At 69.6% G+C, this 24539-nt stretch carries 24 protein-coding genes; 9 read left to right on the forward strand and 15 right to left on the reverse strand.

Annotated features, from left to right (window positions below; translation table 11 throughout):
* The first annotated feature begins 22 nt into the window (after positions 1-22).
* A complete protein-coding gene (locus WFH44_RS18595) occupies positions 23-682 on the forward strand; it encodes a GntR family transcriptional regulator (protein ID WP_336715738.1) in 660 nt (219 codons plus the stop codon).
* 22 nt (positions 683-704) lie between these two features.
* Here WFH44_RS18595 and WFH44_RS18600 read toward each other — a convergent pair whose 3' ends face one another.
* The 4 genes from WFH44_RS18600 to WFH44_RS18615 all read right to left on the reverse strand — a co-directional run bounded on the left by WFH44_RS18600 (position 705) and on the right by WFH44_RS18615 (position 5815).
* Complete coding sequence (locus tag WFH44_RS18600) at positions 705-1394, reverse strand: GntR family transcriptional regulator (RefSeq protein ID WP_336715740.1); 690 nt, start codon at positions 1392-1394, stop codon at positions 705-707.
* A 127-nt stretch (positions 1395-1521) separates the two neighbouring features.
* A complete protein-coding gene (locus WFH44_RS18605; RefSeq protein WP_336715741.1) occupies positions 1522-3255 on the reverse strand; it encodes an acetyl/propionyl/methylcrotonyl-CoA carboxylase subunit alpha in 1734 nt (577 codons plus the stop codon).
* Positions 3252-5060, reverse strand: coding sequence for a carboxyltransferase domain-containing protein (locus WFH44_RS18610; RefSeq protein ID WP_336715743.1), 1809 nt, complete (start codon positions 5058-5060; stop codon positions 3252-3254). Before WFH44_RS18610 ends, WFH44_RS18605 begins: the two co-directional genes overlap by 4 nt.
* The gene (locus WFH44_RS18615; RefSeq protein ID WP_336715745.1) at positions 5057-5815 is read right to left on the reverse strand and encodes a LamB/YcsF family protein; all 759 of its coding nucleotides are present in this window, start codon (positions 5813-5815) and stop codon (positions 5057-5059) included. The genes WFH44_RS18610 and WFH44_RS18615 overlap by 4 nt, the downstream gene beginning before the upstream one ends.
* Before the next feature lie 196 nt (positions 5816-6011).
* Here WFH44_RS18615 and WFH44_RS18620 point away from each other — a divergent pair, with 196 nt between their 5' ends.
* Both WFH44_RS18620 and WFH44_RS18625 read left to right on the forward strand, forming a co-directional pair.
* Positions 6012-7226 (forward strand): NRAMP family divalent metal transporter, encoded by a 1215-nt coding sequence (locus WFH44_RS18620; protein ID WP_336715747.1) that lies wholly within the window; start codon positions 6012-6014, stop codon positions 7224-7226.
* Positions 7227-7229: 3 nt separating this feature from the next.
* A complete protein-coding gene (locus WFH44_RS18625; protein WP_336715749.1) occupies positions 7230-8051 on the forward strand; it encodes a putative hydro-lyase in 822 nt (273 codons plus the stop codon).
* 82 nt (positions 8052-8133) lie between these two features.
* Here the strand turns inward: WFH44_RS18625 and WFH44_RS18630 are convergent, their stop codons facing one another.
* The 4 genes from WFH44_RS18630 to WFH44_RS18645 all read right to left on the reverse strand — a co-directional run bounded on the left by WFH44_RS18630 (position 8134) and on the right by WFH44_RS18645 (position 11971).
* Positions 8134-8787: an HNH endonuclease family protein gene (locus WFH44_RS18630; protein ID WP_336715751.1), complete on the reverse strand. Its 654-nt coding sequence runs from the start codon at positions 8785-8787 to the stop codon at positions 8134-8136.
* A 132-nt stretch (positions 8788-8919) separates the two neighbouring features.
* Positions 8920-9600, reverse strand: a complete 681-nt coding sequence (locus WFH44_RS18635) for a carbon-nitrogen hydrolase family protein (RefSeq protein ID WP_336715850.1) — start codon at positions 9598-9600, stop codon at positions 8920-8922.
* A 127-nt stretch (positions 9601-9727) separates the two neighbouring features.
* Positions 9728-11083 carry an APC family permease gene (locus tag WFH44_RS18640; RefSeq protein WP_336715753.1) on the reverse strand — a complete coding sequence of 452 codons (1356 nt, stop codon included), beginning with the start codon at positions 11081-11083 and terminating at the stop codon, positions 9728-9730.
* Positions 11084-11971 (reverse strand): carbon-nitrogen hydrolase family protein, encoded by an 888-nt coding sequence (locus WFH44_RS18645; protein ID WP_336715755.1) that lies wholly within the window; start codon positions 11969-11971, stop codon positions 11084-11086.
* 96 nt (positions 11972-12067) lie between these two features.
* On the opposite strand from WFH44_RS18645, the gene WFH44_RS18650 reads away from it, so the two are divergent.
* Entirely contained in the window at positions 12068-12844 is a 777-nt protein-coding gene (locus tag WFH44_RS18650; RefSeq protein ID WP_336715756.1) for a FadR/GntR family transcriptional regulator, read from the forward strand.
* Positions 12845-12866: 22 nt separating this feature from the next.
* On the opposite strand, the gene WFH44_RS18655 is transcribed toward WFH44_RS18650, so the two are convergent.
* The 3 genes from WFH44_RS18655 to WFH44_RS18665 form a co-directional block, all read right to left on the reverse strand.
* On the reverse strand, positions 12867-13751 hold the full coding sequence (locus tag WFH44_RS18655) for a serine/threonine-protein kinase (protein WP_336715758.1): 885 nt from the start codon (positions 13749-13751) through the stop codon (positions 12867-12869).
* Positions 13748-14182: a hypothetical protein gene (locus WFH44_RS18660; RefSeq protein ID WP_336715760.1), complete on the reverse strand. Its 435-nt coding sequence runs from the start codon at positions 14180-14182 to the stop codon at positions 13748-13750. Before WFH44_RS18660 ends, WFH44_RS18655 begins: the two co-directional genes overlap by 4 nt.
* Before the next feature lie 100 nt (positions 14183-14282).
* Positions 14283-14792 carry a MarR family winged helix-turn-helix transcriptional regulator gene (locus tag WFH44_RS18665; RefSeq protein ID WP_336715761.1) on the reverse strand — a complete coding sequence of 170 codons (510 nt, stop codon included), beginning with the start codon at positions 14790-14792 and terminating at the stop codon, positions 14283-14285.
* Between the two features lie 230 nt (positions 14793-15022).
* On the opposite strand from WFH44_RS18665, the gene WFH44_RS18670 reads away from it, so the two are divergent.
* Entirely contained in the window at positions 15023-15667 is a 645-nt protein-coding gene (locus tag WFH44_RS18670; protein ID WP_336715762.1) for a response regulator transcription factor, read from the forward strand.
* Here WFH44_RS18670 and WFH44_RS18675 read toward each other — a convergent pair whose 3' ends face one another.
* Positions 15668-16525 (reverse strand): NAD-dependent epimerase/dehydratase family protein, encoded by an 858-nt coding sequence (locus WFH44_RS18675; RefSeq protein ID WP_336715764.1) that lies wholly within the window; start codon positions 16523-16525, stop codon positions 15668-15670. It lies immediately after the preceding gene.
* A gap of 81 nt (positions 16526-16606) precedes the next feature.
* Positions 16607-17263 carry a nucleoside/nucleotide kinase family protein gene (locus WFH44_RS18680; RefSeq protein WP_336715766.1) on the reverse strand — a complete coding sequence of 219 codons (657 nt, stop codon included), beginning with the start codon at positions 17261-17263 and terminating at the stop codon, positions 16607-16609.
* Between the two features lie 501 nt (positions 17264-17764).
* Between WFH44_RS18680 and WFH44_RS18685 the strand changes: the two genes are divergently transcribed.
* The 3 genes from WFH44_RS18685 (at position 17765) to WFH44_RS18695 (ending at position 19898) form a co-directional block, all read left to right on the forward strand.
* Positions 17765-18433 (forward strand): endonuclease/exonuclease/phosphatase family protein, encoded by a 669-nt coding sequence (locus tag WFH44_RS18685; RefSeq protein WP_336715768.1) that lies wholly within the window; start codon positions 17765-17767, stop codon positions 18431-18433.
* Between the two features lie 75 nt (positions 18434-18508).
* On the forward strand, positions 18509-18706 hold the full coding sequence (locus WFH44_RS18690) for a DUF2945 domain-containing protein (protein WP_442892936.1): 198 nt from the start codon (positions 18509-18511) through the stop codon (positions 18704-18706).
* A gap of 1 nt (position 18707) precedes the next feature.
* On the forward strand, positions 18708-19898 hold the full coding sequence (locus tag WFH44_RS18695) for an NAD(P)/FAD-dependent oxidoreductase (RefSeq protein WP_336715771.1): 1191 nt from the start codon (positions 18708-18710) through the stop codon (positions 19896-19898).
* Positions 19899-19928: 30 nt separating this feature from the next.
* Here the strand turns inward: WFH44_RS18695 and WFH44_RS18700 are convergent, their stop codons facing one another.
* Positions 19929-20846, reverse strand: coding sequence for a diacylglycerol/lipid kinase family protein (locus WFH44_RS18700; RefSeq protein WP_336715773.1), 918 nt, complete (start codon positions 20844-20846; stop codon positions 19929-19931).
* A 296-nt stretch (positions 20847-21142) separates the two neighbouring features.
* Positions 21143-22018: an EamA family transporter gene (locus WFH44_RS18705; protein WP_336715775.1), complete on the reverse strand. Its 876-nt coding sequence runs from the start codon at positions 22016-22018 to the stop codon at positions 21143-21145.
* A gap of 198 nt (positions 22019-22216) precedes the next feature.
* Here WFH44_RS18705 and treS point away from each other — a divergent pair, with 198 nt between their 5' ends.
* Positions 22217-24529, forward strand: a complete 2313-nt coding sequence (treS, locus tag WFH44_RS18710) for a maltose alpha-D-glucosyltransferase (protein ID WP_336715776.1) — start codon at positions 22217-22219, stop codon at positions 24527-24529.
* Positions 24530-24539: the final 10 nt, after the last annotated feature.

Genomic DNA, 24539 nt, shown 5'->3' on the forward strand with positions numbered 1-24539 from the left:
CAAGCGCCCGAGGATGAAAACGATGGCCACAGAATCGATGTCGCTGCTGGGACTGGAAAAGACCAGCCTCCGGCAGCAGGCCCTGGCCGCCCTGCGCCGCGCCATCACCACGGGCGAGATCGCCCCCGGGACCCACTTGGTGGAAACCGAGCTGTCCGAAACCCTGCAGATCAGCCGCGGCACCCTGCGGGAGGCCATGCGGCAGCTGCAGCAGGAAGGGCTGATTTCCGCCGGGCCGCGGGGCCGGCTGTCGGTCCGCCACCTGGACGCCAAGGAAATCTGCGACATCTTCTCCGTCCGGGCCGCGCTCGAGTCCCTGGCCGCGCGGGAGCTCTGCGCCCTGGAGGACCGGGCCCAGGTCATCAAGGAACTGCGCCGCGCGCTGGAAGAGATGGAGCGGGCCAGCAAGGACGGGCTGGAGGAGCGCATCGAGGCGGATTTGAACTTCCACCGGACGCTCTGCGGCCTCACCGGCAACGAGACGCTGCTGCACTCGTGGGGCTCGCTGGAAGGCAACATCCGCATGTCCATCATGTTCGCCGGCTTCGAACGGGCGGCACAGAACATGAGCGTCAAGCGGCACGGCGAGATCGTGGACGCGATCGAAACCGGCGACGCGGCCAAGGCCAGCGAGGCGATCACCGAGCACATGGACGGCGCGGCCAAGGTCCTGGTCGGCTAGGAAACGCCGAAGCGAGGGAAGGTCACGCCCGTTTGGCGGCAGGCTCCGCGCTGAGGTGTTCCAGCAGCTCGGCCTCGGCCTGGTCCATGTAGCCGCGCAGCGTATCGGCCGCCTCTTCCCGGCGCCCGCTCGCGAGCAGCGCCACGAGCTCGGCGTTCTGCTCCACGTAGTGGCTATGGAAATCCGGAGTCTGGCTCATGGTGTGGAAGACCAGGCGCATCTGGGCCAGCACCCGGGTCATCAGTTCCTGCAGCAGCTTGCTGCCGGTGCCGCGGATCAGGGTCTCATGGAAGCGCTGGTTGGCGCCGGCCATCTCGGCGATGTCGCCCCGTTCCCGGGCGTCCCGGGCATCCGCGACAATCGCCGCCAGCGCATCCACGTCCACGTCCTCGCCCCAGCGGACCGCGGCAGGTTCTAGGATCCGCCGCACGCTGTAGATTTCGCGCACGCCCTCGGGGCCGGGCGAGGTCACGATGACGCCGCGGTTGGGGATGCGCGTGACGACGTGTTCGCCGGCGAGGACGGTGAAGGCCTCGCGCAGCGTGTTGCGGGAGACCCCGAAGGACGTGGCCAGCGCCTGCTCGGACAGCTTGGAGCCGGGCAGCAGCTGGCCCTCCGCGATGCGGATGCGCAGCGACTCGGCCACCCACGCCGCGGTGTGCGCATGCGCCGCCTCGCTCCGCGCGGCGATCCCCGTCAGCGGTGCGTTCATCCGTTCGTCCCATCCCTCGCCGGTCGAACCGGGCCTGCAATTGCGGATCTGTTGGCCCGTAATGGCTGGATAGGGCGTCCTATCGGGCCATTACGGGCCAATCGTTTGTGGTGCGGCCAGGGGCCGGCTACCCGATGCTACCAAGTGCGTCACCGCGGACGACGGCGGTGCCGGGCTGCTGCTCTCCGCGCGCCAGGGTGCCGGGCCGGTGGGCGGCGATGGTGGTCTCCATCTTCATCGCCTCGACGACGGCCACCGGGTCGCCCGCGGCGAGTGCGGCGCCGTCCTCCGCGACCCACTTGACCAGGTTGCCGTTCATCGGCGCCCGCAGGACCTCAGGCTCGTGCGTCTCCTCCGCGGCGGCCTGGCCCGGGGCGCTGCCGCCGCCGTGCAGCAGCGACTCGAGCAGGCGGGCGGGCAGGCCGAGGCGCAGCGCCTTGCCGTCGACTTCGACCGTCAGTTCCGTGCGCTCGCTGCCGGGCTCGGCCGCCGCGATCTCCGGGGACGCTGCCAGCGGCTCGGCGAACTCGGACTCGATCCAGGTGGTGTAGACGCCAAAGGCCTCGGTCTTGGTGAAGGCTGCGTCCCGGACCACCGCCCGGTGGAAGGGCAGCACGGTGGGCAGCCCGGCGATGACCATCTCGTCCAGCGCCACCCGGGCCCGGTTCAGCGCCTGCGCGCGGTCCGCGCCGTGCACGATGAGCTTGGCCATCAGCGAGTCGTAGTCGCCGGGAACCGTGGACCCGCTGCGGACGCCGGAATCCACGCGGATGCCGGAGCCGGTGGGCGGTTCGAAGGCGGCGATGGTGCCGGGCGCGGGCAGGAAGCCGCGGGCGGGATCCTCCGCGTTGAGCCTGAACTCGAAGGCATGGCCCTGCGGCCGAGGGTCCTGGGTCAGGGTCAGCGGCTCGCCGTCGGCAATGCGGAACTGTTCGCGCACCAGATCGACGCCGGTGGTCTCCTCGGTGACGGGGTGTTCCACCTGCAGACGTGTGTTCACCTCGAGGAAGGAGATGGTGCCATCGCTGGCGACCAGGTACTCGACGGTGCCGGCGCCGTGGTACCCGGCCTCGCGGCAGATGGCCTTGGCCGAGTCGTGGATGAGCCCGCGCTGCTCCTCGGTCAGGAACGGGGCCGGGGCTTCTTCGACGAGTTTCTGGTTGCGGCGCTGCAGCGAGCAGTCGCGCGTCCCGACCACGACCACGTTGCCGTGCATGTCGGCCAGGACCTGGGCTTCCACGTGCCGGGGCTTGTCGAGGAAGCGTTCCACGAAGCATTCGCCCCGGCCGAAGGCCACCGTGGCTTCGCGGACGGCGGAGTCGAAGGCGTCCTCGATGTCCTCCATCCGGCGGGCGATCTTCAGGCCGCGGCCGCCGCCGCCGAACGCCGCCTTGATGGCCACCGGGAGGCCGTGTTCCTCGGCGAACGCCATCACCTCGGCGCCGCTCTCGACCGGACCGTCGCTGCCGGGCACCAGCGGCGCTCCGGCCCGCACGGCGATCTCCCGGGCGGTGACCTTGTTGCCCAGGTCGCGGATGGACTGCGGGGAGGGGCCGATCCAGGTCAGGCCGGCCTCGTTCACCGCCTCGGCAAAGTCGGCGTTTTCAGAGAGGAAGCCGTAGCCGGGGTGGACGGCGTCGGCGCCGGAACGGCGGGCCGCCTCGATCAGCTTGCCGATGTCCAGGTAGGTTTCCTGCCCGCTGCTCCCGCCCAGTGCGTACGCTTCGTCGGCGCGGCGGACGTGGAGCGCATCGGCGTCGGGGTCGGAGTACACGGCCACGGACGCGAGCCCGGCGTCGGCGCAGGCGCGCGCGACTCGTACGGCGATCTCGCCGCGGTTGGCGATCAGGACCTTCTTCATGCGCGGTACCTTTCCGGCGGATTCGAAGTGCCGGCGCTGCCGGCGGGAAGCAGGGTGTCCGGGTCGACCAGGACGAAGCGGACGGTGCTGCCGGGCGGCAGCTGGGCGGCCACCGGCAGGTCCTCGGGAACCACGGCGGCAATCACGGGATAGCCGCCCGTGACCGGATGGTCGGCCAGGAACAGCACGGGCAGCCCGGACGGCGGGACCTGCAGGGCGCCAGCCACGGTGCCCTCGCTTTGCAGCTCGCCGTCCCGGATGCGCTCCAGCGGCGCGGCCGTCCCGGCCGTCCCCGCCGGGCCGCCGCCGATCGGCGTCCCGTTGCCGCTGCCGCCGGCGCCCGGCAGCTCCAGCCGGACGCCGATCCGGTCCGAGGCCGAGCCGGACACCCAGTCCTGGCCGGTGAGCCGGTCGAGCCCGGCCTGGCCGAACCAGTCGTCGCGGGGGCCGGGCGTGATGCGCAGCAGGGCGGTTTCGCCGGGGCGGACCCGCAGGACGGGCGGTTCCGGCGTGCCGACCACGTGCCCGCTGCCGGCTGCGCCCACCGGCAGGACGGATCCGGCCTCCAGCGGCGCGGGGCCCAGCCCGGACAATGTGTCGGTGGAGCGGCTCCCCAGCTCCGCGGCCAGCTCGATCCCGCCGCGCACGGCGACGTAGGCCCGCAGCCCGGCGGTCGCCGGTCCGAGGGACAGGGTCTCGCTGTCGAGCAGGACGAAGGGCGAATCCTGCGCCGGACGGCGTCCGGACGGGGCGATGTCCAGCTCCACGCGGGCACCGGTGACCGCGAGGACCTGGTCGCCGCAGGCCCGCAGGACCAGCGAGCCGAAGAGATTCTCGACGACGGCGTCCCCGGGGGAGTTGCCGGCCAGCCGGTTCGCCTGGCGTGCGGCCGGCACGTCGAGCGCGCCGGAGCTGCCTACGCCGAGGTTGCCCATGCCCGGTCGGCCCAGATCCTGCAGCAGCGACTGCAGGCCGGTGGAAACCACCTCGAGCGAGCCGGCGGCTTGCCGCCGCGGGGTGGCAGGCTCCTCCTCGGCGGGGGCGGCCGCGATGGCGCTGGACCCGGACCGGCCAGCCTCGTGGCGGTCGGTTATGGTCGTGTTCGCAGCGGGCCTGGTCCCGGTCGAGATGGCGTCGGCAGGCGGGGCCGATGCCGCGGAGCCGGCCGAGCCCGCCACACCGAGCGACTCCCGCACGGCGGTGAAGCGGACCAGGTCCTGCGGCCGGATCAGCGCCGGATCCGGCCGGGCGACGTCCCACAGCACGCTCTCGGTGCGTCCGATCAGCTGCCAGCCGCCCGGCGACTTGCGCGGATAGATGGCGGAGTAGCCGCCGGCCAGGGCGACCGCGCCGGCAGGGACGGCGGTCCGCGGGGTGGCGCGCCGCGGCACCTCGAGCGAGCCGTCCTCGCCCGTGAGGTAGGCAAAGCCGGGGGCGAAGCCGCCGAAGGCGGCGGTCCAGACCTGCCCGGTGTGGGCATTGACCACACCCTCGGAACTGAGGCCGGTGAGGCGGGCCACCTCGGCGAGGTCCTCGCCGTCGTACGTCACGGGAATTTCAATGGTTTTCCCCGTCCCGGCCGGGGCATGCTCCAGTTCCAGCCGTTCGACGGCGGACCTCGCGGCCACCGCGTGGGCGCGGGTGTCGCACTGGACCAGCACGGTGGAGGCCGCGGCCAGCACATCGAGCTGGCCGGGCAGCGGGTCCGCGGTCAGCCGGGCGTGCAGGGCCAGCACGGAGTCCAGGCCGGAGAGCTCGACCAGCAATGCGCGCGGCCCGGCAAACCGGACGGCGGTCACGCTCACGCAAAGCTCCGGACCGTCACGCCGGCGGATTCGAGCCCGGCGCGCACGGCGGCAGCCATCGCGACGGAGCCCGGAGTGTCGCCGTGGACGCAGATGCTTTCGGCGTCCACCCTGATGATGGAGCCGTCGATGGCCGTGATCTTGCCGGTCTGGGCCAGCCGCACCATGTTGGCGACGACGAGGTCCGGGTCGTGGAGGACGGCCCCCGGCTCGCGGCGCGAGACCAGCGTGCCGTCCGGGTTGTAGGCGCGGTCGGCGAAGGCCTCGGCGACGCCGCGAAGTCCGGTGGCCTCGGCCTTGGCCAGCGCCACTGAGCCCGGGAGCAGGAGCAGCGGCAGGTCCCCGCCGAAGGCCCGCACCGCATCGACTACGGCCTGGGCATGGGCTTCGTGATGGACGATCGTGTTGTAGAGGGCGCCGTGCGGCTTGACGTAGCGGATCCGCGCTCCGGCGGCCTGGGCCAGCGCCTGGAGCGCGCCGAGCTGGTAGAGCACGTCGTCCGCCAGTTCCGTGGGGGAGCAGTCGAGGAAACGCCGCCCGAAGCCCGCTAGGTCCCGGTAGCCCACGTGGGCGCCGATGGTCACTCCGGCGGCCACCGCGTCGCGGCAGGTTGCGGCGATGGTGCTCGGGTCTCCGGCATGGAAGCCGCAGGCCACGTTGGCACTGGAGACGGAGCGGAAGATCGCCGCGTCGTCGCCCATTTCCCAGTTGCCGAAGGATTCTCCGACGTCGCTGTTCAGGTCGATAATAGCCATGTGTGACACCCGTCTCGTTGGTTTCCCTGGTTCCAGCATGCACCACATTCCAAGATTGTTCAACAATCGCCCGCGGCTGCCGCTGACGCCCGGAGCCTCGGTTTGTTGAACAATTTCTTGCCAGCATTGTTCAACAACATGTAAGGTCGCTCCAATGTCCGTGTGACAGCAGTCACCGATCCAGATGGGAAAACCAATGGACAAGACCACGCCAACCAAGGTGCGCCCGAACTTCCAGCGCACCGCGATGCTCGGCGCCATGTTCCTGATGGCCACCAGCGCGATCGGCCCCGGCTTCATTACCCAGACCACGGTCTTCACCGTGCAGCTCGGCGCGGCTTTCGCCTTCGCCATCCTGCTCTCGGTCCTGGTGGACATCGCCGTGCAGCTCAACGTGTGGCGGATCATCGGCATCTCCGGCATGCGCGCGCACGAACTGGGCAACAAGGTGCTGCCGGGGGCCGGCTGGATCCTGGCCGCGCTGGTGTTCTTGGGCGGCGTGGTCTTCAACATCGGCAACATCGCCGGCACCGGGCTCGGCGTCAACGCGATGATGGGCCTGGATCCGAAAATCGGCGGCGCGGCTTCGGCGCTCGTCGCCATCCTGATCTTCCTCTCCAAGAAGGCGGGCATGGCCCTGGACCGGATCGTCGTGCTGCTCGGCGCGGTGATGATCCTGCTGATGCTCTACGTGGCGATCGTCGCGGCCCCGCCGCTCGGCGAGGCCCTGAAGAATACCGTCCTGCCGGAGGAGGTCGACTTCCTCGTGATCACCACCCTGATCGGCGGCACCGTCGGCGGCTACATCACCTACGCCGGCGCGCACCGCATGCTCGATTCCGGCGCCCACGGCGTCGAAAACGTCAAGGCCATCTCGCGCAGCTCCATCCTGGGCATCATCGTCACCGGCATCATGCGCGTGTTGCTCTTCCTCGCGATCCTCGGCGTGGTGTCCGGCGGAGTGGCACTGACCAGCGACAACATGGCGGCCGAGGCGTTCGGCGCCGCGGCAGGCGAGATCGGCATGCGGATGTTCGGCGTGGTCCTCTGGGCCGCCGCCCTGACCTCGGTCATCGGCGCCGCCTACACATCGGTTTCCTTCATCACCCGGACGACGACGTCCGAGCGCAAGCGCAACCTGATCATCGTGGCCTTCATTGCCGTCTGCGCCGTGATCTACCTGCTCCTGGGCCAGGCCCCGCAGCAGCTGCTCATCTTCGCGGGCGCGTTCAACGGCCTGATCCTCCCGTTCGGTCTCGCGGTCCTGCTCTGGGCCGCCTGGCGCCGCCGGGACCTCCTGCACGGCTACGTCTATCCGACGTGGCTGCTGGTCCTGGGTGCGGCCGCCTGGCTGCTGACCCTGTACCTCGGCTGGAATTCGCTGGCCGGGCTCGCCGAAATGTGGGGCTAGCCCGTGGATACCGCACAGGCCGCCGGCACCGCCACCCTTCCGGCCGACCCGGGCGCCCTCACTCCGGCCGAGGCGCGCGCCGCCTTCCGCTCCGGGCTGGCTGTCCCCACTGCCGGCTGGTCGCGCGGCTTCGCCCAGGCCAACCTCATCATCGTGCCGCGGGAGCTGGCGTTCGACGTGCTGCTCTTCGCGCAGCGCAACCCGAAGCCGTGCCCGGTGCTCGGCGTGCTCGACGCGGGCGAAACCAGCGGGACGCTGCTGGCCGGCGGCGACATCCGCACCGACGTGCCGCGCTACACCGTCTACCGGGACGGGCAGAAGGTCGACGAGCCGACGGACATCATGCAGTACTGGCGGGACGACCTCGTCACCTTCATCGTCGGCTGCTCGTTCACCTTCGAGTCCGCGCTGCGCGAAGGCGGCATCTCTATCGCGCACATCGACCAGAACGTGAACGTTCCGATGTACCGGACGGGTGTGCGCTGCGAACCGGCCGGCTCGATGGCGGGCCCGCTTGTGGTCTCGATGCGCCCGGTTCCCGCGTCCCAGGTGGCCGACGCCGTCCGCATCACCTCCCGCTACCCCGCCGTGCACGGCGCCCCGGTGCACGTGGGCAATCCGGAGGAACTGGGCATCGCGGACCTGGCCAGGCCGGACTTCGGCGACCCGGTGCGCATTCCCGAGGGCCACGTTCCGGTGTTCTGGGCCTGCGGCGTCACCCCGCAGGCGGCGGTGATGGAGTCCCGTCCCGCGCTGGCCATCGGCCACGCGCCCGGACACATGCTCATCACGGATGCCCGGGACAGCCAGTACCTGGTCCCTTAATCCGCGAACGACGGCGGCGCGCCGGGTTCCGAAGTTACGGAACCCCGCGCGCCGCCGTCGTACTCCTACCGCCGGGCGGGACTCAGGCCCGGGTGACTTTGATGGTCGCCGCGGGGCAGGAGTCGGCGTAGCGGATCAGGGCCGCGCGCTCCCGGCTGTCCGCCTTCAGGCCCCAGCGGATCTTCATGGCGACCCAGTCCGCCACGTACTTGCAGCGGTTCTTGGCCGGCATCCAGTCCTCCGGGCCCTTGGCCTGCTTGGCCGAGTTCAGCTTGGACGTCTGCGCATTCAGGAGGCGGCCGTCGCCCAGATCGTTGTAGAAGGCGACGCGGCGGGCCTGCGACCAGGAACGGGCCCCGGAACCCCACGCCTCATGCACCGGGACGAGGTGGTCGATCTGCACGGCCGACGCCGAATAGTGCGTGCGGTTGTCCCAGTTCGTGACCCACTTGCCGCTCCGGACCGTGCAGCCCCTGGATGTTGTGTAGGTCGTGCGGACCTTGGATTCCTGGATGAGCACCTCCGCCCGGGTGTTCTGGCAGTCCCGGTTGGTGTCCTTCCAGTCGCCGAAGTAGCGGTCCCGGTCGTAGCCGGTGTTTTTCTCCGCCGCGACCGGAAGCGAACGCGCGGCGGTGCGCAGCGACGCCTTGTAGACGCCGGCGGCCTCTGCCGGTGCGGCCAGGCCGCCCAGCAGCAGGGCAGCCGTGAAGACGGCAGCGATGATTTTCCCCAACATTGAAGGTCCCCCAACCTTGTCTTTCCCCATGCTGCCGAACAAGTAAAACCCCAACGGCTCCAGGCAGCGGTTATACGATACACGACGCGTCGGTATGTGGCCATCCCACGAGGGACGGCGTAGTGGGGCTGGTCAGCGCAGCCGGCGCTGGCGGTGCATGGGGAATGCTGCGCGGGTGGTGTCGACGGCCTCCACCGGGACATCGACGACGGCGAGACCCGGCTCGGTGCCGAGCTGCTGCAGGGGCGCACCCATCGGGCTCACGACGACGCTGTGTCCGATGGAGTTGGGCGGGGACTGGCAGGCGCCGGCGAGGTAGAGGCCATTCTCGATGGCGCGGGCGGCGGTGAGGCTGAGCCACTGGTTCGTTTTGTGTTCGCCGGGGACCCAGGCCGCACAAACGAGCAGGACCTGCGCGCCGGCGTCGGACAGCGCCCGTGAAAGCTCCGGGAAGCGGAGGTCGTAGCAGGTCATCAGGCCGAAGCGGACCCCGCCGAGGTCGAAGACGACAGGATCGGCGGTGGGCGCCGGCCTGATGAACCGGGACTCGGTGTAGCCCTGGGCGTCGAAGAGGTGGATTTTCCGATAGCTGGCGAGCCGGGAACCGTCGGCCGCGAAGACGGCGAGGGTGTTGTAGGCGCGGCCCGGTTCGTCGCTCGATTCGACGACCCCGGCCACGAGGGCGATGCCGTGCCGCCGGGCGGTCTCCGCGAGGGCTGCGCAGATGGGGCCGTCCAGCGGCTCGGCAACTTCCGGAAAGGAAGCGTCCAGGACCTTCTTGTCGTAGGTGGCGTATTCGGGCAGGATCAGCAGCTGCGCCCCGCCTTCCGCCGCGGCACCCGCGAAGCGTCGATGGCGGCAAGGTTCGCACCGACGTCGTGCCCTGACGCAAGCTGTCCCAGCGCAATACGCATGGTCCGGTCCCTCCTCGCTGCCGCTGCTAGGCGGCGACTTCCTCGGTGGCCTTCATCTCCGGCGGGGCGGTCCGGAAGCCCCGGGTGATGAAAGCCAGCAGGATCGTTCCGACCACCAGCCAAATCAGTCCGAGCGTAATCGCGTGGACGTCCAGGCGCGAGAGCAGGTACGCACAGACGATGGCTCCGACAATGGGGGCGACAAGGTAGCCGAACGGGTTGAGTGCGATGCCTTCGCGCCGCCGCCGGAAGAAGTGGAAGATAACGGAGACGTTGACCAGCGTGAAGGCGGTGAACGCCCCGAAGTTGATGAACGACGTCGAGGTCGCGACATCGAGGAAGATGGCGATCAGGCCGACTGCGCCTGTAATCGCCAGGTTGATCACCGGTGTGTGGAAGCGGGGGTTGAGCCGGCCGAAGACCGCCTTAGGCAGCACAGCATCCCGTCCCATCGCGTAGAGCAGGCGCGACGCGCTGGCCTGGGCGGCGAGGCCGGAGGCGAACTGGGCTGCCACCAGCCCGGCGAGGAAGACCGCGCCGAAAAGCTGCCCGCCGATCTGCAGTGCGATCTCGCTCGCGGCGGAGGCGGAATCCTCGAAGGCGCCCCCGGGGTGCACGAGCTGGGTGAAGTAGGAAACGGTGATGAAGATGCCGCCGCCGATCAGCGCGATGAGCATGATGGCCCGCGGCATGTTCTTCCGCGGCTCGACGGTCTCCTCGGTGAGCGTGGTGACGGCGTCGAAGCCGAGGAACGAATAGGCGGCGATGGCCGCGCCGGCCGTGATGGCGCCGAAACCGGATTCCGGATTGATGAAGGGCTCGGAGCTGATCAGTCCGCCGGCACCCGAGCCGGAGACGATATGTCCGATGGACAGCCCGACAAAGAACACGATGACCAGCAGCTGGAATGCCATCAGGACGTAGTTGGCCTTGTCTGCGACCTTGATGCCCAGGATGTTCAGCAGGGTGGTGACAGCGATGAAAGCGATGATCCAGGCCGCGATCGGCACGCCGGGGAACTGCGCAGTCAGGTAGGAGCCGCCGATCAGCCAGATCACCATGGGCAGGAAGAGGTAGTCCAGCAGGATGGCCCAGCCAACCAGGAAGCCGACGCGGGGGTCGATGGACTTGCGCACGTACGTGTAGGCGGAGCCGGCCACCGGGTAGGCGATGGCCATGCGGCCGTAGCTGTGCGCGGTGAAGAGCATGGCAATCATGGCGACGAGATAGGCCGAGGGAGAGGCCCCGGCCGTGGTCTCCGCGATCACGCCGAAGATGCCAAGGACGATCAGGGGCGTCAGGTACGCCAGGCCGAACAGCACCAGCGACGGCAGTTTCAGCGTTCGGGTCAGTGCAGGCGCAGGGGAAATGGGTGTGCTCACTTAGATGTTCCTCGTGTCCGGGACCCTCGGGGTCCAATGGGCCGGGTCGATCCGGCCTTGGTAGATGGGCAGCTCGATGGGTGGTTCCCCCGGGTGGAATTGGGACCACGGGCGGTTCACGTTTTCGGTTCCGTGCTTCCGGACGCGGTCGACGACGCCGAGGTCGAGTTCCGCGGCGAGCAGTGCCGGAGCATCGTCCCCGGCTTCCGCGATGATGTTTCCCTCCGGATCCACGATCAGGCTGCGGCCCTGTCCGGTGGGTCCGGCGCAGTTGACGCTGACCATGAAGACCTGGTTGACGATCGCGTTGGCTTGCGCGAGCACCAGTTCCTGCCGGCGGTCGGGCGTGGTGGTTTTGACGACGTTGAGGATCACCTCGGCGCCCATCCAGGCCAGCTGGCGGGTGACTTCCGGGTACCAGGCGTCGTAGCAGATGTGCAGGCCCACCCGGCCCATGCCGTCTAAATCGACGACGGTGAAGCTGTCGCCCGGATCGTAAGGCTCATGCGGCCGCCACGGGAAGATCTTGCGGTAGTAGCCGGCGAGTTCCCCGGCAGGCGAGAGAACCAGTTGGGTGTTGAAGAGCTGGCCTTCCGGGCCGCGCTCGCAGACGCTGCCGGGCACGAGCCAGACGCCGAGGTCGCCGGCGAGCCGGCGCAGTTCGCGGACCCGCGGGCCGTCGAGCGGTTCGGCGCTGTCCTGCAGGGCCTCGGTGCGCTGGAGGTCCGGGGAACCGTCGGCGAAGAGGTGCAGCTCGGGAAAGACCAACAGCTTGGCCGAAGGATAGCTGGACAACGCGCTGTCGGCCTCGTCCGCAAAGGCGGAGACCGGTTCGCCGATGAGGCGCGGCCGGGCCTGCGCCGCAATGAGGGGGAGGTGTCTCTCCATAGGTAGCTTCCAGTCGATCGTGAGTGACTTGTGACATAATAGATCAAGTTGAACTAATAAGGAAAGGGGTTGGATGAGGCCCGTATGGTTGTCCCTATGACCACCGGAACCGCAGCGTCGGAGCGTGCCCTGCCTGAAGCGGCGGGCTCTGCGATCGACGAGGGCGTGCTGGCCGGCATTGATCGCCGCAGCGCGATCGATGCAGTGCGGTTTCGGATCAGCACCGCGATCCTGCTCGGCCTGCTGCGGCCGGGGGAGCGGCTGCCCGACCAGAAAGAGTTGGCCCGCGGGCTCTCCGTCAGTCCGATCACCGCGCGGCGGGCGCTGACGAACCTGGCCGAGCAGGGCATTGTGGTGCGTCGGCGCGGCCGCGGCGGCGGCACGTTCGTCGCCGACGAACCGCCCCGGCAGCTGCTGCAGGAACTCACGGCCGGGCCGGAAGAGTTCACGGCCATCCACCGATTGGTGGACCGCCGCCTGCTCTTTGAATGCACCGTGACGCACTATGCCGCGTTGAATGCCTCCGAGGAGCAGTTGGAGGAGCTGGACCGGCTCACCCAGCGGATGGCCGGCGCCACCGGCTGGTCGGAGTACCACCAGGCCGACGACGAGTTCCACCGGCTGGTGGCGCGCTGCTCAGGGATGGGCACTGCTGTCGACGAATACAACCATGCGCTTGCAGACCTGTACGCCTACTTCCTGCCGTACCCGATCGAGCACCTGCACAATTCCAACCGGGACCACGTCCGGCTGGTCGAGGCCTTGCGCTCAAGGGACGTGCTTGCTGCTGTCGACGTATCCCGGCGGCATGTGGCGATCCTGCACAGGACGATGTTCATGGGACTCCTGGAGGACGGAGAGCCGAATCCGTGAGCGGCAGGTCCGCACTGGTGTTTCAGCGGTTGATGCGGTGGAGCAGGCGGAGGGCCTGGCGGGCGGTGGGGCGGTCTTCCGGGCGCGCCGCCGTCATGGTCCCGAGCAGGGCGTTCCAGCGCCGCCCCAGGGTGTAGGGGAGGGCAGGGCCGCGCAGGGTGCGGGCGACCATCGATTCCACGGCGGTTCCGGGGAAGGCCTTGGCACCGGTCAGGCATTCCAAGGCGACCAGGCCCAGCGCGTAGATGTCGCTGGCCGCCGTGGCCTTGGTCCCGAACGCCTCTTCGGGGCTGATGTAGTGCGCGGTGCCGGACGTGGACGCCAGCGGCGCATGGCGCCGGCTCGTGGCGACACCGAAATCGGTCAACCTGGCGACGACGGAGGGCGAGCCGTCGGCGGCGGACGTGACCAGGATGTTCGCTGGTTTGATGTCGTTGTGGACGATGCCTTTCCGGTGCACCTGCACGAGCGCGTCCAGGATGGAGCCCAGCCACGCGGCGGTCATGGCCGGGGTTGCCGCACCGGCGTACAGGATGCTGCGCAGGTTCCGTCCCTCCACCAGCTCCATGACCGTGAAACGCCGCGGCGCATCGCCGTAGTGGTCCGCCGGGATCCGGCCATGGTCCCGCACCGGCACGACCGCCCAGTGGTGGAGGCGCCGGTGCATGTCCACTTCGCGCTGGAAGCGCGCGTCGGCGTGGGACGCCTCGGGCCGGAAGATCTTGACCGCCACGCGCTCACCGGTGCGCAGGTCCTCGGCGTTGTACACCACCGCCTCCGAACCGCTGCCCAGCACGGGGCCGAGCTGGTAGCGCCCGGCGATGGGGTGCGGTCCGAAGGCCGCCGGCGCGGTCGGGGCGGGACGGACTGTTTCCCTGTGCTTGGTGGCTGGGCCTGGGCGGGTCACCGAAGCACGGCTTCGAGCTCGGCCGCGGTGAAGCCGGCGGCCGTGCGGAGTGCTGTCCGCTCCGCTCCCTGCGCTGCGGCCGCCCTTACGGCGTTGGCGAGCGCCTCCTGGGCGGCGTCTAGTTCCCACTGGAGGCTTTCGAGCCGTGCGGCCGCCAGCCAGACGCTGTCCAGCGGGTGAAAAGTCAGTGCCGGTGCAGTGTCTTTGCGGAAGCCGCACGCGCAGGACCACTCCAGCTCAGTGGACCCGGAGGCCCCCGCCTCGGCCAGGGTCATGGGGCGGCGGCAATGGATGGGGGCCGCCGGCCCATCGAAGGATTCGGGTGCCGGCGCCATCGCGGCCAATCCGAAAGCCGTATCTGCTGCGCTGCCCTCGCCGTCGAAGACGGACTGCAGGCCGGTTACCTGGATCGGGTCAACTACTTCAGTCACAGCGAACTCCTAATCTTGCTGATAGTTCAGGGTGAAAGTATCTCGCCTAACTAGTTATATGGGGGTTTAGCGATTAAGTCCACTCAAGGAGCGAGGCGTATCAGACATCTTCCGTGGAGTCGATTGCGTCGACGGCATCGCGCATCCGGGTGAGGAAGGTGGCGATGATCTCGGCCTCTTTGGCGGAGAGGGAGCCGGCGACCGCGATCATGCGCTGGTGCATGAGTCCGAGGGTGCGGCGCACCTCCTCGTCCGAGCCGGGGGTGGGGCGGAGGATGAGCGCCCGGCGGTCGGTGGGGTGGGGCTCCCGGCGGATGTGGCCGGTCTTGACGAGCCGGTCGATGAGGGTCGTCATGGAGGCCGAGGTGACCCCCAGCTGGGCGCCGAGCTCCTTCGGGCCGACGGCCCTGCCCTGCGCCTCGGCCTGGAGCAGGTACCTCAGGGCCAGCAGGTCCGTTTCGCCCATCCCCATGGAGGATCGGGTGCGCCTGCGCATGGCGGCCTCGGAGGCGCGGTATTCACGCAGCGCGTTGAGGACGCCGACGGCGCCGGCCTGCTGCTCCGTGTCCTGCGTGTACCAGTAGCCTCCCGCTCCGGCTTTTTCCTGCACGTTCTCGGTCCTTCGATAGACGTAAATCTTGCTTGTCTAGTAATCGATCATAACCATTCACCACAGGGGCTTCCAGCGGGCCCGGGCGTCTGCCGCCGATTCTTGAGCAGGAATTGCGGCCCCGCAGGGTCTGTCCTTGAGGTTTGCCCGGGAAACTGGAGCAGCTGGTAAAGGTACCTGCGTTCCGGCCGGACCGGAACGCCTCGTAGTGGCGGAGGAGGGCGCGTGGCATGAGCACGCAATGTATCGGGGTCTCCCGGGTCGTGGTGGTGAGCAGGCATGCCCTGGTGGGCGAGCTGCTGGTCGCCTCGTTGGCCCGCCACGACGACCTGCACCCGGCTGGCTTCGCCTCGACGGTCGACCAGGCGGTTGCGCTGTGCGGCGAACAGGCTCCCGATGTGGTGCTCATGGACTACCGCATGCCCGGCGGCAGCGGGCTGGACGCCGCGGAGCAGATCCTGCAGCGGCTGCCCGGAACGAGGATCATCCTGCTCGCCGACGACCTCTCGTCAGAGGAGCTCCTGCGGGTGGTGGAGGCAGGCGTGAGCGGGCTGCTGCCGCTGGACGCCTCGCTGTCGTCGGTGGTGGAGGCGCTGCGCTACGCCACTCCCACGGCCATGGCGGTCCACCCCTCCTTCCTGATTCCCTCCTTCGGGGCCGAGGGCGTCAGCTTCGACGGCCCGGCACTGACCAGGCGGGAGCTGCAGGTCCTGGGCATCCTGGCGTGCGGGAACGACGCCCGTGCCGCAGCCCGCGACCTCGACATCTCGCTCAACACCTGCCGCGGCTACATCAAGTCGGTGCTCGCCAAGCTCGGCGCGCACAGCCAGCTCGAGGCCGTGGCCACCGCCCGCAACCTGCGGCTCATCGCCTGATTACGGGTGCCGCGTGCCCTGCCCGGCCAGTACCGCCCGGTATCCGGAGCGGTAGTCCGGGTAGGCGAACTCGAAGCCCGTCCCGCGCAGCCGCGTATTCGAGAGCAGGCGGTTGCCGCCCCTGGCGGCCTTTCCATCCGTCTGTGCCGGCGCGGAGGCGCCCGTTTCGCGCGCAAGGAAATTTACGACGTCGGACATTTCCGCCGGCGCGTCATCCACCCCAATGTAGGTGCCGGGGGAGGCATCCGAACGGATGAGGTGGACGATCGCGGCGGCGGCGTCGTCGCGGTGGATCCGGTTGGTCGGATGGGGCCCTGCCGGGGCGGACGCCGTGCCGGAGCGCACCTGGTCAATCAGCCGGGTCCTGCCGGGACCGTAGATGCCCGCCAGTCGGAGGACCAGGCCGTCCGGCCGGCGCCGGAGGAGCAGTTCCTCGGTCTCCAGCAGGACCTTGCCGGTCGGCGTCGCCGGCACCGCGGGAGTGTCCTCGTCTACCCAGGCCCCGTCCGCGTCGCCGTACACCGCGGTGGAGGAGACCAGCAGCATCCTGGCGGGGGCCGCGGGTCCGGAATCGATGGCATCCAGCACACGCTCCAGGCCGCGCAGGTAGGTGGCCTCGTACGCCTCGACGCTGCGTTCGGGGGCGGCCGGGGCGAACACCACGGCTTCGGCATCCGCCGGCAGCTCGGGCAGGGGCCCCGCCAGGTCCGCCTGCACGCCGGCCAGTTGGGCGGGCAGGAGTTCGGGCCGCCGCCGCCAGCCCTGCACGCGGTAGCCGGCCCCGGCGAAGCGCAGCCCGGCCTCGGTCCCCAGGTCGCCGCAGCCGATGATGACGATGCTTCCGCGCTTTGTGTCCATGCCCGCCCAACGCGCGGCGGCCGCCGCTTTGTTCCGCAACGGCTGGAAGCGGAAAAATCGGGGCCGCCGGGTGCGCGGGGCTTACCCGGCAGCGATGGATTCCAGGTCGACGACGAGGTCCGCCCGGTCCCTGGTGGCGCGGATGAGCTCGGCGTTCCGTTCGTCCACCTCGCGGACCCAGGCCGCAGCCGCCTCCGGGGTCTTGCCGAAGAGGATGTGGCGTTCGGTCAGCCGCTGGATCCGCAGGGCATCGTCCTGCTGGCAGTACCAGACCTCGGTGCACTGCAGCCGCACCTGGCGCCAGCCCGGCCGGTCCAGCAGCAGGTAGTTGCCCTCGGTGACCACGGTTTCCGCGGCGGGGAAGACCGGGACCGTTCCGGCGACGGGCTGCTCAAGTACCCGCTCGAAGCCGGGCGCGTAGACCGCGTGGCCGCGTTCGGTCCGCAGGCGCGCCAGCAGGGCCGCATAGCCGTAGGCGTCGAAGGTGTCCGGCGCCCCCTTGCGGTCCAGCAGGCCGAGCCTGCTCAGCTCGACGTCGGACAGGTGGAACCCGTCCATCGGCACGTGGGCAAAGCGGGCCTCCTCGGGCCCCGCCGCCGGCGCGTTGAGCGCGCGGACCAAGGCTTCTGTCAGGGTGCTCTTGCCTGCACCCGGCACGCCCACGATGCCGATGACCGCCCGGCCGCCCCGCGGGTCGGCGAGGGTGGAGGCCCGTTCCAGCAGTTCCGGCAGCGTCATCGGAGCGCCTTGGCCTGGAGATTGTCCTCCATGAAGCGGCGGGCAGGGACGGCAAGGTCGGCGCCCGCGGTCCACGGATTCCGCCGGATCGCCAGGTCGTTCTCAGTGATGTTCATGTGCTGGGTGTCCCATGGATAAGGGCGTGGTCGTGGCGGACGTTGTCGGCCAGCCGAAGCGCGTCGTAGGCGGTGCTTATGACGTTGGTAGCTTAGCGGCCGCAGATCGCGTCGACCACGGTCATTGACACCTGCTGGACCCCCGACGTGCTTGAGTGCCGGGGCCGGTGCCGCTGATCGCGCAGGGGTTTTCAGCAGCGTGCCGCTGCGAATAGCGTCGAGGAGCTGAAGGCCACAAGGCGCCTGAAACCGGCCGATTCCCCGGAGGGCGGGCGGCGACAGACACATTTCCGGACATTCGCCGGCGAACGCCGCGGGCACCGCCGTCGTGCATAGGATTGCTCCAGACGCAGTTCGGCTGCAGACCCGGGACAGGAGAATTCCAGTGCTAAACGTCATCAGCTACAACCTCCGCAAGCATGCCGCGAGCGGTGAGCTCATGGACCTGAGCGTCAACTACGACGTCGATGTGATGTGCCTGCAGGAGTGCGACACGCAGAAGCTGCCGCACAAACTCGACGACCTGGAACTCGCCGATTCCACCAAGGGCAACCGGCTGGGGCTCGCCGTCTACTACCGCCGCAGCCGCTTCACTTCGCTGGAGACCAACACCTTCTCGCTGAAGAAGTCGCTGCACGACTACGTGCTGTCGCCGGCGCACGAGCGGCTGCTCGGGGTGCGGCTGGTGGACGATGAGACGGAGCGCGAGGTGGTGGTCGGGGATTTCCACGCGGCGCCGCTGACCGCGACCAACTCACTCCGGCGGCACCAGATCCGCGCCGGCCACGCGGCCTTGCTGGGCATGGGCGGCGCCAAGACCCTCATGGTGGGCGACTTCAACTATCCGTTCTTCACCAAGAGCCTCACCGAGCACCTGAAGGAAACCGGCTACGAACTCTCGCTGAGCAACCGCCGGACCTACACGCGCTACGCCGTCTTCAAGGGGCATTTCGACTTCGCCACCTCGCTAGGGCTGGACATCAAGGGCGTGGAGACCTTGCCGCGCGGCGTATCCGACCACCTGCCCATCCTGGTGACCGCCGAATACACCTAGCCCCTTGACCCCGCCGTGTCCCCGGGGTGCACTGGAGGTGTTGCCCGGCGCCGGCTCCAGGGAAGGACATTGGCGATGAAGGCAGGAACACACGTCAGCTGGAACACCCCGCAGGGCCGGACCCGCGGGAAGATTATCGACCGCAAGACCAGCGACTTCCAGCTGGACGGCCATACTTTCCGGGCCAGCGAGGATAATCCGATGTTCGTCGTCGAGTCGGAGGGCACCGGGGCCCGCGCGGCGCACCGGGCCGACGCCTTGGCGGAGGACTGACATGCCGGCCCGCCACGAGGTGCTGGTTATCGGCGGCGGGAACGCCGGCATCTCGCTCGCCGCCCGGCTGCGGCGGTACAAGGTCGGGGACATCGGGCTGGTCGAGCCGCGCACTACCCACTACTTCCAGCCCTTGTTTTCCCACATCGGCGCGGGTGCCGCCAACATGAGCGAGGCCATGCGGGACCAGGCCAAGGTCATGCCGCGCGGGGTCGAATGGATCAGGGGCTCCGTGGCGGACATCCTGCCGGAGGAAAACGCCGTGGTCCTCGCGGACGGGAGCCGGGTGGGCTACGGGCAGCTCGTGGTGTGTCCGGGCCTGCAGCTGGACTGGGACGGCGTGCCGGGCCTCGCGGAGGCCATGGCCTCGCCGGACGTGACGTCCAATTACGATCCGGCGATGCCGGAAAAGACCTGGGCGCTGGTGCGCTCCCTGCGGCACGGGACGGCCGTCTTCACGCAGCCGCCCGGCCCCGCGAAGTGCGCCGGCGCGGCCCAGAAAATTGCTTACATGGCCTGCGACTACTGGCGCGAACAGGACGTGCTCCGCGACATCCGGGTGGTCCTCGTGGTCCCCACGCCCACGGTCTTCGGTGTCGAGGGCGTGGACACGTTGCTCGACGCCAAGGTTGCGGAGTACGGGATCGAGCTGCGGACCGGTACCACGCTCGCCGGCGTGGATGCCGCGCGCCGGACGGTGTCCCTGTCCGGCCCTGCCGGGACCGAGGAACTCGCCTTCGACCTGCTGCACGTGGTGCCGCCGCAATCCGCGCCGGACTGGCTGAAATCCACGGCGCTGCCGGCCGCGGGGGACGCCGGCGGCTTCGTGGAGGTGGACCCGGAGCTGCTCCGGCACCGGCGCTATCCGAACGTGTGGTCCCTGGGCGATGCGGCGGCGACGCTGAACTCCAAGTGCGGCGGGGCCCTGCGCAAACAGGTCAAGGTGCTCGCCAAGAACCTCAAGGCGGTACTGGCCGGGCGCGAGCCGCAGCAGCGCTACAACCACTACGGCGTCTGCCCGTTCACCCTGACGCGGCACACGGTCCTGTTCGCGGAGTTCGACCACCAGTACCGTCCCATGCCGACGTTCCCTTGGCTGGACCCGGTCAAGGAGCGCCGCTGGGCCTGGGTGCTGGACCGGCGGATCTTCCCGCAGATCTACTGGCACCTGATCCTCAAGGGGCGTGCCTGACCGCGCGGACGGAGGCTACTGCGGGCGGAGCTACTTCGGGACGATGATCTGCCAGGCGTCCGGCTCCACGGTCCAGGAGCGGCGGGTGTAGGGGCCGCGGATTTCGCCGTCGTCAATGGTGGAAAACGGACCGTGCGTCCCGGAAATAACGACGGCGGTGCCTCGCCCGGCAGTCACGTCCTTCCGCTTCGCGTGGTTGCCGTCCTTCAGCTCGAGGGCGTAGGCGATCCGGGCCGGGAGGCTGACGGCTTCCCAGACGATGACGTCGACCTGGCCGTCGTGGGGGTCGGCCTCGGGTACCAGCCGGGCGCCGCCGCCGATCGTGCCGCCGAGGGCCAGCGCGGCCATGAGGACGGGATCCTCGCCGGGATGGATGACCTTGCCGTCGACAGTGACTTCCAGCTGCCAGCCCTTTTCGGTTGCGCCGGCCGCGAGGGCCCCGGCGGCGTAGCCGAGCTTGCCCAGTTTCACCCGGCCGAAGGCCTTCTTGGCGGCCGCACCCTTCTGGACCGCCGCGACTCCGATGCCGACGTGGACCGCGTTGACCGCGATGCCGCCGTCGTCGGCCACCAGCAGCTCAATGGGCCGCGGCCGGCCCGAGAGGACGATGGCCGCCGCCTGCTCGGGATCCGGCGGGATGCCCAGGGTGCCTGCCAGGTCGTTGCCGGTGCCGAGCGGCACGAGGCCGATGGGTCCGGCGTCCCGGAGCCGGCCCTTCGTGTGGAGGCACTGCACCGCCGCGTGCAGCGAGCCGTCGCCGCCGAGCACCACCAGCCGCCGCCCGTCCAGGCCATCGAGCGCGCGGTCCAGCTCGTCGACGCTGTGCGTGGCGGCCGTTTCCACCGGGTGGCCGGCGCGGCGCAGCACGCCGAGTGCGGACTCGACCGCGTTTTCGTCGGCGGTTCCGGCCGACGCGTTGACAACAGCCAGAAATCCGGGCCCAGCCATGGGTGCCCTCCCGTCGCAGTTTTGGACTCATCATAGGCGCCTGGTCACAGGAGCCGCTCGACTGGCTCGAGCTGTTGGGGTGCCGGTTGAGGAGGGCAAGCCGGTCGATGGGCAGGCATTCGCGCGCGGCCATGGCCTTGGGCTGGCCGACGGAAATCCGCAGACTTTCCCGTGGATGCCATAGCATCCACGCAGGTCAGAGCCATCCAGTCCCGGTCAAAACCTGTCGGGAACCGTCAAAGATGCCGATTTCCCGTCGGTCCCACCGCCGGTCGGCCGCCGACGGGGCGGGACGGCTAGCGCTGCGGGGAGGTCCGGACGGCGCCGATGCTGGCCGTGATGACGAGGGCGATGGCCACCAGATGGCTCCAGCCGAGTTCCTGGCCCAGCACGGCGAACCCGGCCAGCGCCGCGACGGCGGGAGCCAGGCACGTCAGCACGGAGAAGGTCGCCGCCGGGATGCGCCGAAGCGCGATGAGCTCGAAGGCGTAGGGGAGCGCGGACGACATCAGGGCGACGCCCAGTCCGACGGCGAGAATCAGCGGATCCAGCAGCGCGGTGCCGGCGGTGAGGACCGCGCCCGGGATGGTGATGGCCGTGCCGAAGGCCATGGCGAGCGCGAGTCCGCCCAAGCCGGGGAAGGCGGCGCCGGTCCGGGCGTTGAGCAGGATGAAGAAGGCCCAGCAGGCCGCGGCCCCCAAGGCGAACAGGACGCCGAGGGGGTCGATGCCGCCGTCGGTGCCGCCGCGGCTGATCAGGGCGACGCCGGCGAATGCGAGCACGGCCCAGAGGACGGCGATCCAGCGCCGGCTGGCGACGACGGAGAGCACCAGCGGACCCAGGACCTCGAGGGTGACGGCCACGCCGAGCGGCAGCCGGTCGATCGCCGCATAGAAGAACGAATTCATGGCCGCCATCGCCGCGCCGAACCCCGCCGCGGTCCACCACGCCGCCTTCCCATGCCCGCGGAGCCGGGGCCGGGCAAAGGCCAGCAGGACCACGGCCGAGAAGAACAGCCGCAGGAAGACCATGCCCAGCGGCCCGGCGGCCGGAAAGACCAGCACGGCCAGCGCGGCGCCGACCTGCTGGCACAGGATCGCCGCCAGGACCAGCCCCAGCGCACCCGCGTAACCCGACGTCACGGGGGATTTGGCGACCGGCGGCATGCTCATGGGGACAACGCTAAGCACAGCGGACGCCGCAGCGAAATCGCACCCGTCACCCGGAAGCCGTGGCAAGGCGCCGTCGTCGTTGTTGCATCCCGTCCGCGCGGAGTGGGCGTCCCTACTGGCGGCCTACCTATGCGTCTGGCAGTGTGGGATGCAGCCGGTTCCGGCGTCCATAGCACCGATGTTCAAGGAGATGAGCCGATGGCCGATTCGCTCGCATCGACGGAGCAGGCCTCAGAAGAGCGCGCCGCAGACGTCGCCGACAGCGAGGCCGTACCGGAGGAGGCTGCCGAGGCCCCCGCCCCGGAAATCAGCTACGACGAACAGTTCTACCCCGCCCGCCCTCGGCAGTTGCGGCCGCGGGCACGCCGTCGTCCGTGGACGCCCGGCCAGCCCCCGTTCGAGGCGGACGCGCGTAATCCCGTCTACGTGGAGTGGCTGCGCAATCAGTCGATGCTCGGTGACGCGAAGGTCATTGCGCGCCAGCTTTCGGGCCAGGCGAGCATGTGGCAGAACCCCTTCGCCTACCCGAACCCCCGCGCCGCCGTGGACCGGGCGTCCGTGTGGTTCACGGCCTACCCGCTCTCGCTCATCACCGGGCCGGCACAGACCTTCCTGGCGGCGCTCGGCGACCCGGGCCTGTGGCAGTCGTTCGAGGAGATCGGCATCAAGGCCATCCACACCGGGCCGGTGAAGCTGGCCGGCGGGCTCAAGGGCTGGGAGCACACGCCCAGCGTGGACGGGCACTTCGACCGGATCAGCATGGCGATCGACCCGCTGTTCGGCACGGAGGACGAGTTCCGCGCGATGTGCGAGGTGGCCACCGAGCACGGTGGCACCATCGTGGACGACATCGTCCCGGGCCACACGGGCAAGGGCGCGGACTTCCGGCTGGCGGAGATGAACTACCGGGACTACCCGGGCATCTACCACATGATCGACATCCCGGAATCGGACTGGCACCTGCTGCCGGACGTTCCCGACGGGGATGATTCCGTCAACATCGACGCCGACACGGAGCGGGCGCTGCAGCAGGCCGGATATATCATCGGCGAACTGCAGCGCGTGATCTTCTACGAGCCGGGCGTGAAGGAAACCAACTGGAGCGCCACCCGCGCGGTGATGGACACCGCCGGCCAGATGCGGCGCTGGGTCTACCTGCACTACTTCAAGGCGGGCCAGCCCTCGATCAACTGGCTGGACCCCACGTTCTCCGGCATGCGCATGGTCATGGGGGACGCCCTGCACTCCCTCGTGGACCTCGGCACCGGGGCGCTGCGGCTGGACGCCAACGGCTTCCTCGGCGTGGAGAAGAGCGCGGAGGAGCGGCCGGGCTGGTCCGAGGGGCACCCGCTGTCCGAAGCGGCCAACCAGATCATCGGCAGCATGGTCCGCAAGGTCGGCGGGTTCACCTTCCAGGAGCTCAACCTCAGCATCGACGACATTAAGGCGACGTCGGAGACCGGGCCGGACCTCTCCTACGACTTCGTCACCCGGCCCGCCTACCACCACGCGCTGGTGATGGCGGATACCGAGTTCCTCCGGCTGACCCTGCGCCAGGCCATGGAGATCGGCGTGGACCAGGCCTCCCTGGTGCACGCGATGCAGAACCATGACGAGCTGACCTACGAGCTGGTCCACTTCATCACCAAGCACAAGGACGAGGTCTTCGAGTACGACGGCGGCGAACTCACCGGGGCGGAACTCGCGCACCGGATCCAGCAGAACCTGCGGGACGGCATCACGGGCGAGGCCGCCCCGTACAACCTGGTGTTCACGGCCAACGGCATCGCCTGCACCACGGCCAGCGTGATCACCGCGGTGCTGGGCATCCGCGACTTCAACGCGATCACGGTCGAGGATGTCGAGAGGATCCGCCGCGTCCACCTCCTGCTGGCCATGTACAACGCGCTGCAGCCGGGCGTCTTCGCGCTCTCCGGCTGGGACCTGTGCGGCATGCTGACGCTGGACCGGTCCAAGGTGGCCGAGCTGCTCTCCCGCGGCGATACCCGCTGGATCAACCGCGGCGCCCACGACCTGATGGGCTTCAACCCCTCCGCGCAGACCTCCGCCGCCGGCATGCCGAAGGCCAAGGCCCTGTACGGCACGCTGCCGGAGCAGATGGCGGACGAGGAGTCCTTCGCCCGGCAGCTCTCCCGCATCCTGGCCGTCCGCGAGCAGCACGGCATCGCCAAGAGCGGGCTGATCGACGTGCCGGACGTCTCGCACCGGGGAATGCTCGTGATGGTGCACGATCTTCCCTCGGGCGACCGCGAGGTCACGGTGCTGAACTTCTCCGACCAGGACATCGCCGGCACCGTCCGCTCCGAGCTGCTGGCCACCGGCGCCGAGGTGACGGATGCGTTCAGCGGCGAGGCGGTCGGAACGGTGGATGACCTGCACAGCTTCTACATCCAGCTGGAGGCCTACCAGGGCACCGCCCTGCTGGTGGTGGCCCCGGAACCGGAAGAGGAGAACGACGGCGAGGCGTCCGAGGGCGCGGACCGCGCCTAGGCGACCGGCG

This window comes from Arthrobacter sp. USHLN218 (assembly GCF_037144715.1).
GTDB lineage: Bacteria > Actinomycetota > Actinomycetes > Actinomycetales > Micrococcaceae > Crystallibacter.

What these genes read in the sequence shown, in the direction of transcription:
- WFH44_RS18595 (WP_336715738.1), top strand. Translation starts at nt 23, where the DNA reads ATGGCCACAGAATCGATGTCGCTGCTGGGACTGGAAAAGACCAGCCTC.
- WFH44_RS18600 (WP_336715740.1), bottom strand. Translation starts at nt 1,394, where the DNA reads ATGAACGCACCGCTGACGGGGATCGCCGCGCGGAGCGAGGCGGCGCAT.
- WFH44_RS18605 (WP_336715741.1), bottom strand. Translation starts at nt 3,255, where the DNA reads ATGAAGAAGGTCCTGATCGCCAACCGCGGCGAGATCGCCGTACGAGTC.
- WFH44_RS18615 (WP_336715745.1), bottom strand. Translation starts at nt 5,815, where the DNA reads ATGGCTATTATCGACCTGAACAGCGACGTCGGAGAATCCTTCGGCAAC.
- WFH44_RS18620 (WP_336715747.1), top strand. Translation starts at nt 6,012, where the DNA reads ATGGACAAGACCACGCCAACCAAGGTGCGCCCGAACTTCCAGCGCACC.
- WFH44_RS18630 (WP_336715751.1), bottom strand. Translation starts at nt 8,787, where the DNA reads ATGTTGGGGAAAATCATCGCTGCCGTCTTCACGGCTGCCCTGCTGCTG.
- WFH44_RS18645 (WP_336715755.1), bottom strand. Translation starts at nt 11,971, where the DNA reads ATGGAGAGACACCTCCCCCTCATTGCGGCGCAGGCCCGGCCGCGCCTC.
- WFH44_RS18650 (WP_336715756.1), top strand. Translation starts at nt 12,068, where the DNA reads ATGACCACCGGAACCGCAGCGTCGGAGCGTGCCCTGCCTGAAGCGGCG.
- WFH44_RS18670 (WP_336715762.1), top strand. Translation starts at nt 15,023, where the DNA reads ATGAGCACGCAATGTATCGGGGTCTCCCGGGTCGTGGTGGTGAGCAGG.
- WFH44_RS18675 (WP_336715764.1), bottom strand. Translation starts at nt 16,525, where the DNA reads ATGGACACAAAGCGCGGAAGCATCGTCATCATCGGCTGCGGCGACCTG.
- WFH44_RS18680 (WP_336715766.1), bottom strand. Translation starts at nt 17,263, where the DNA reads ATGACGCTGCCGGAACTGCTGGAACGGGCCTCCACCCTCGCCGACCCG.
- WFH44_RS18690 (WP_442892936.1), top strand. Translation starts at nt 18,509, where the DNA reads ATGAAGGCAGGAACACACGTCAGCTGGAACACCCCGCAGGGCCGGACC.
- WFH44_RS18695 (WP_336715771.1), top strand. Translation starts at nt 18,708, where the DNA reads ATGCCGGCCCGCCACGAGGTGCTGGTTATCGGCGGCGGGAACGCCGGC.
- WFH44_RS18700 (WP_336715773.1), bottom strand. Translation starts at nt 20,846, where the DNA reads ATGGCTGGGCCCGGATTTCTGGCTGTTGTCAACGCGTCGGCCGGAACC.
- WFH44_RS18705 (WP_336715775.1), bottom strand. Translation starts at nt 22,018, where the DNA reads ATGAGCATGCCGCCGGTCGCCAAATCCCCCGTGACGTCGGGTTACGCG.
- treS (WP_336715776.1), top strand. Translation starts at nt 22,217, where the DNA reads ATGGCCGATTCGCTCGCATCGACGGAGCAGGCCTCAGAAGAGCGCGCC.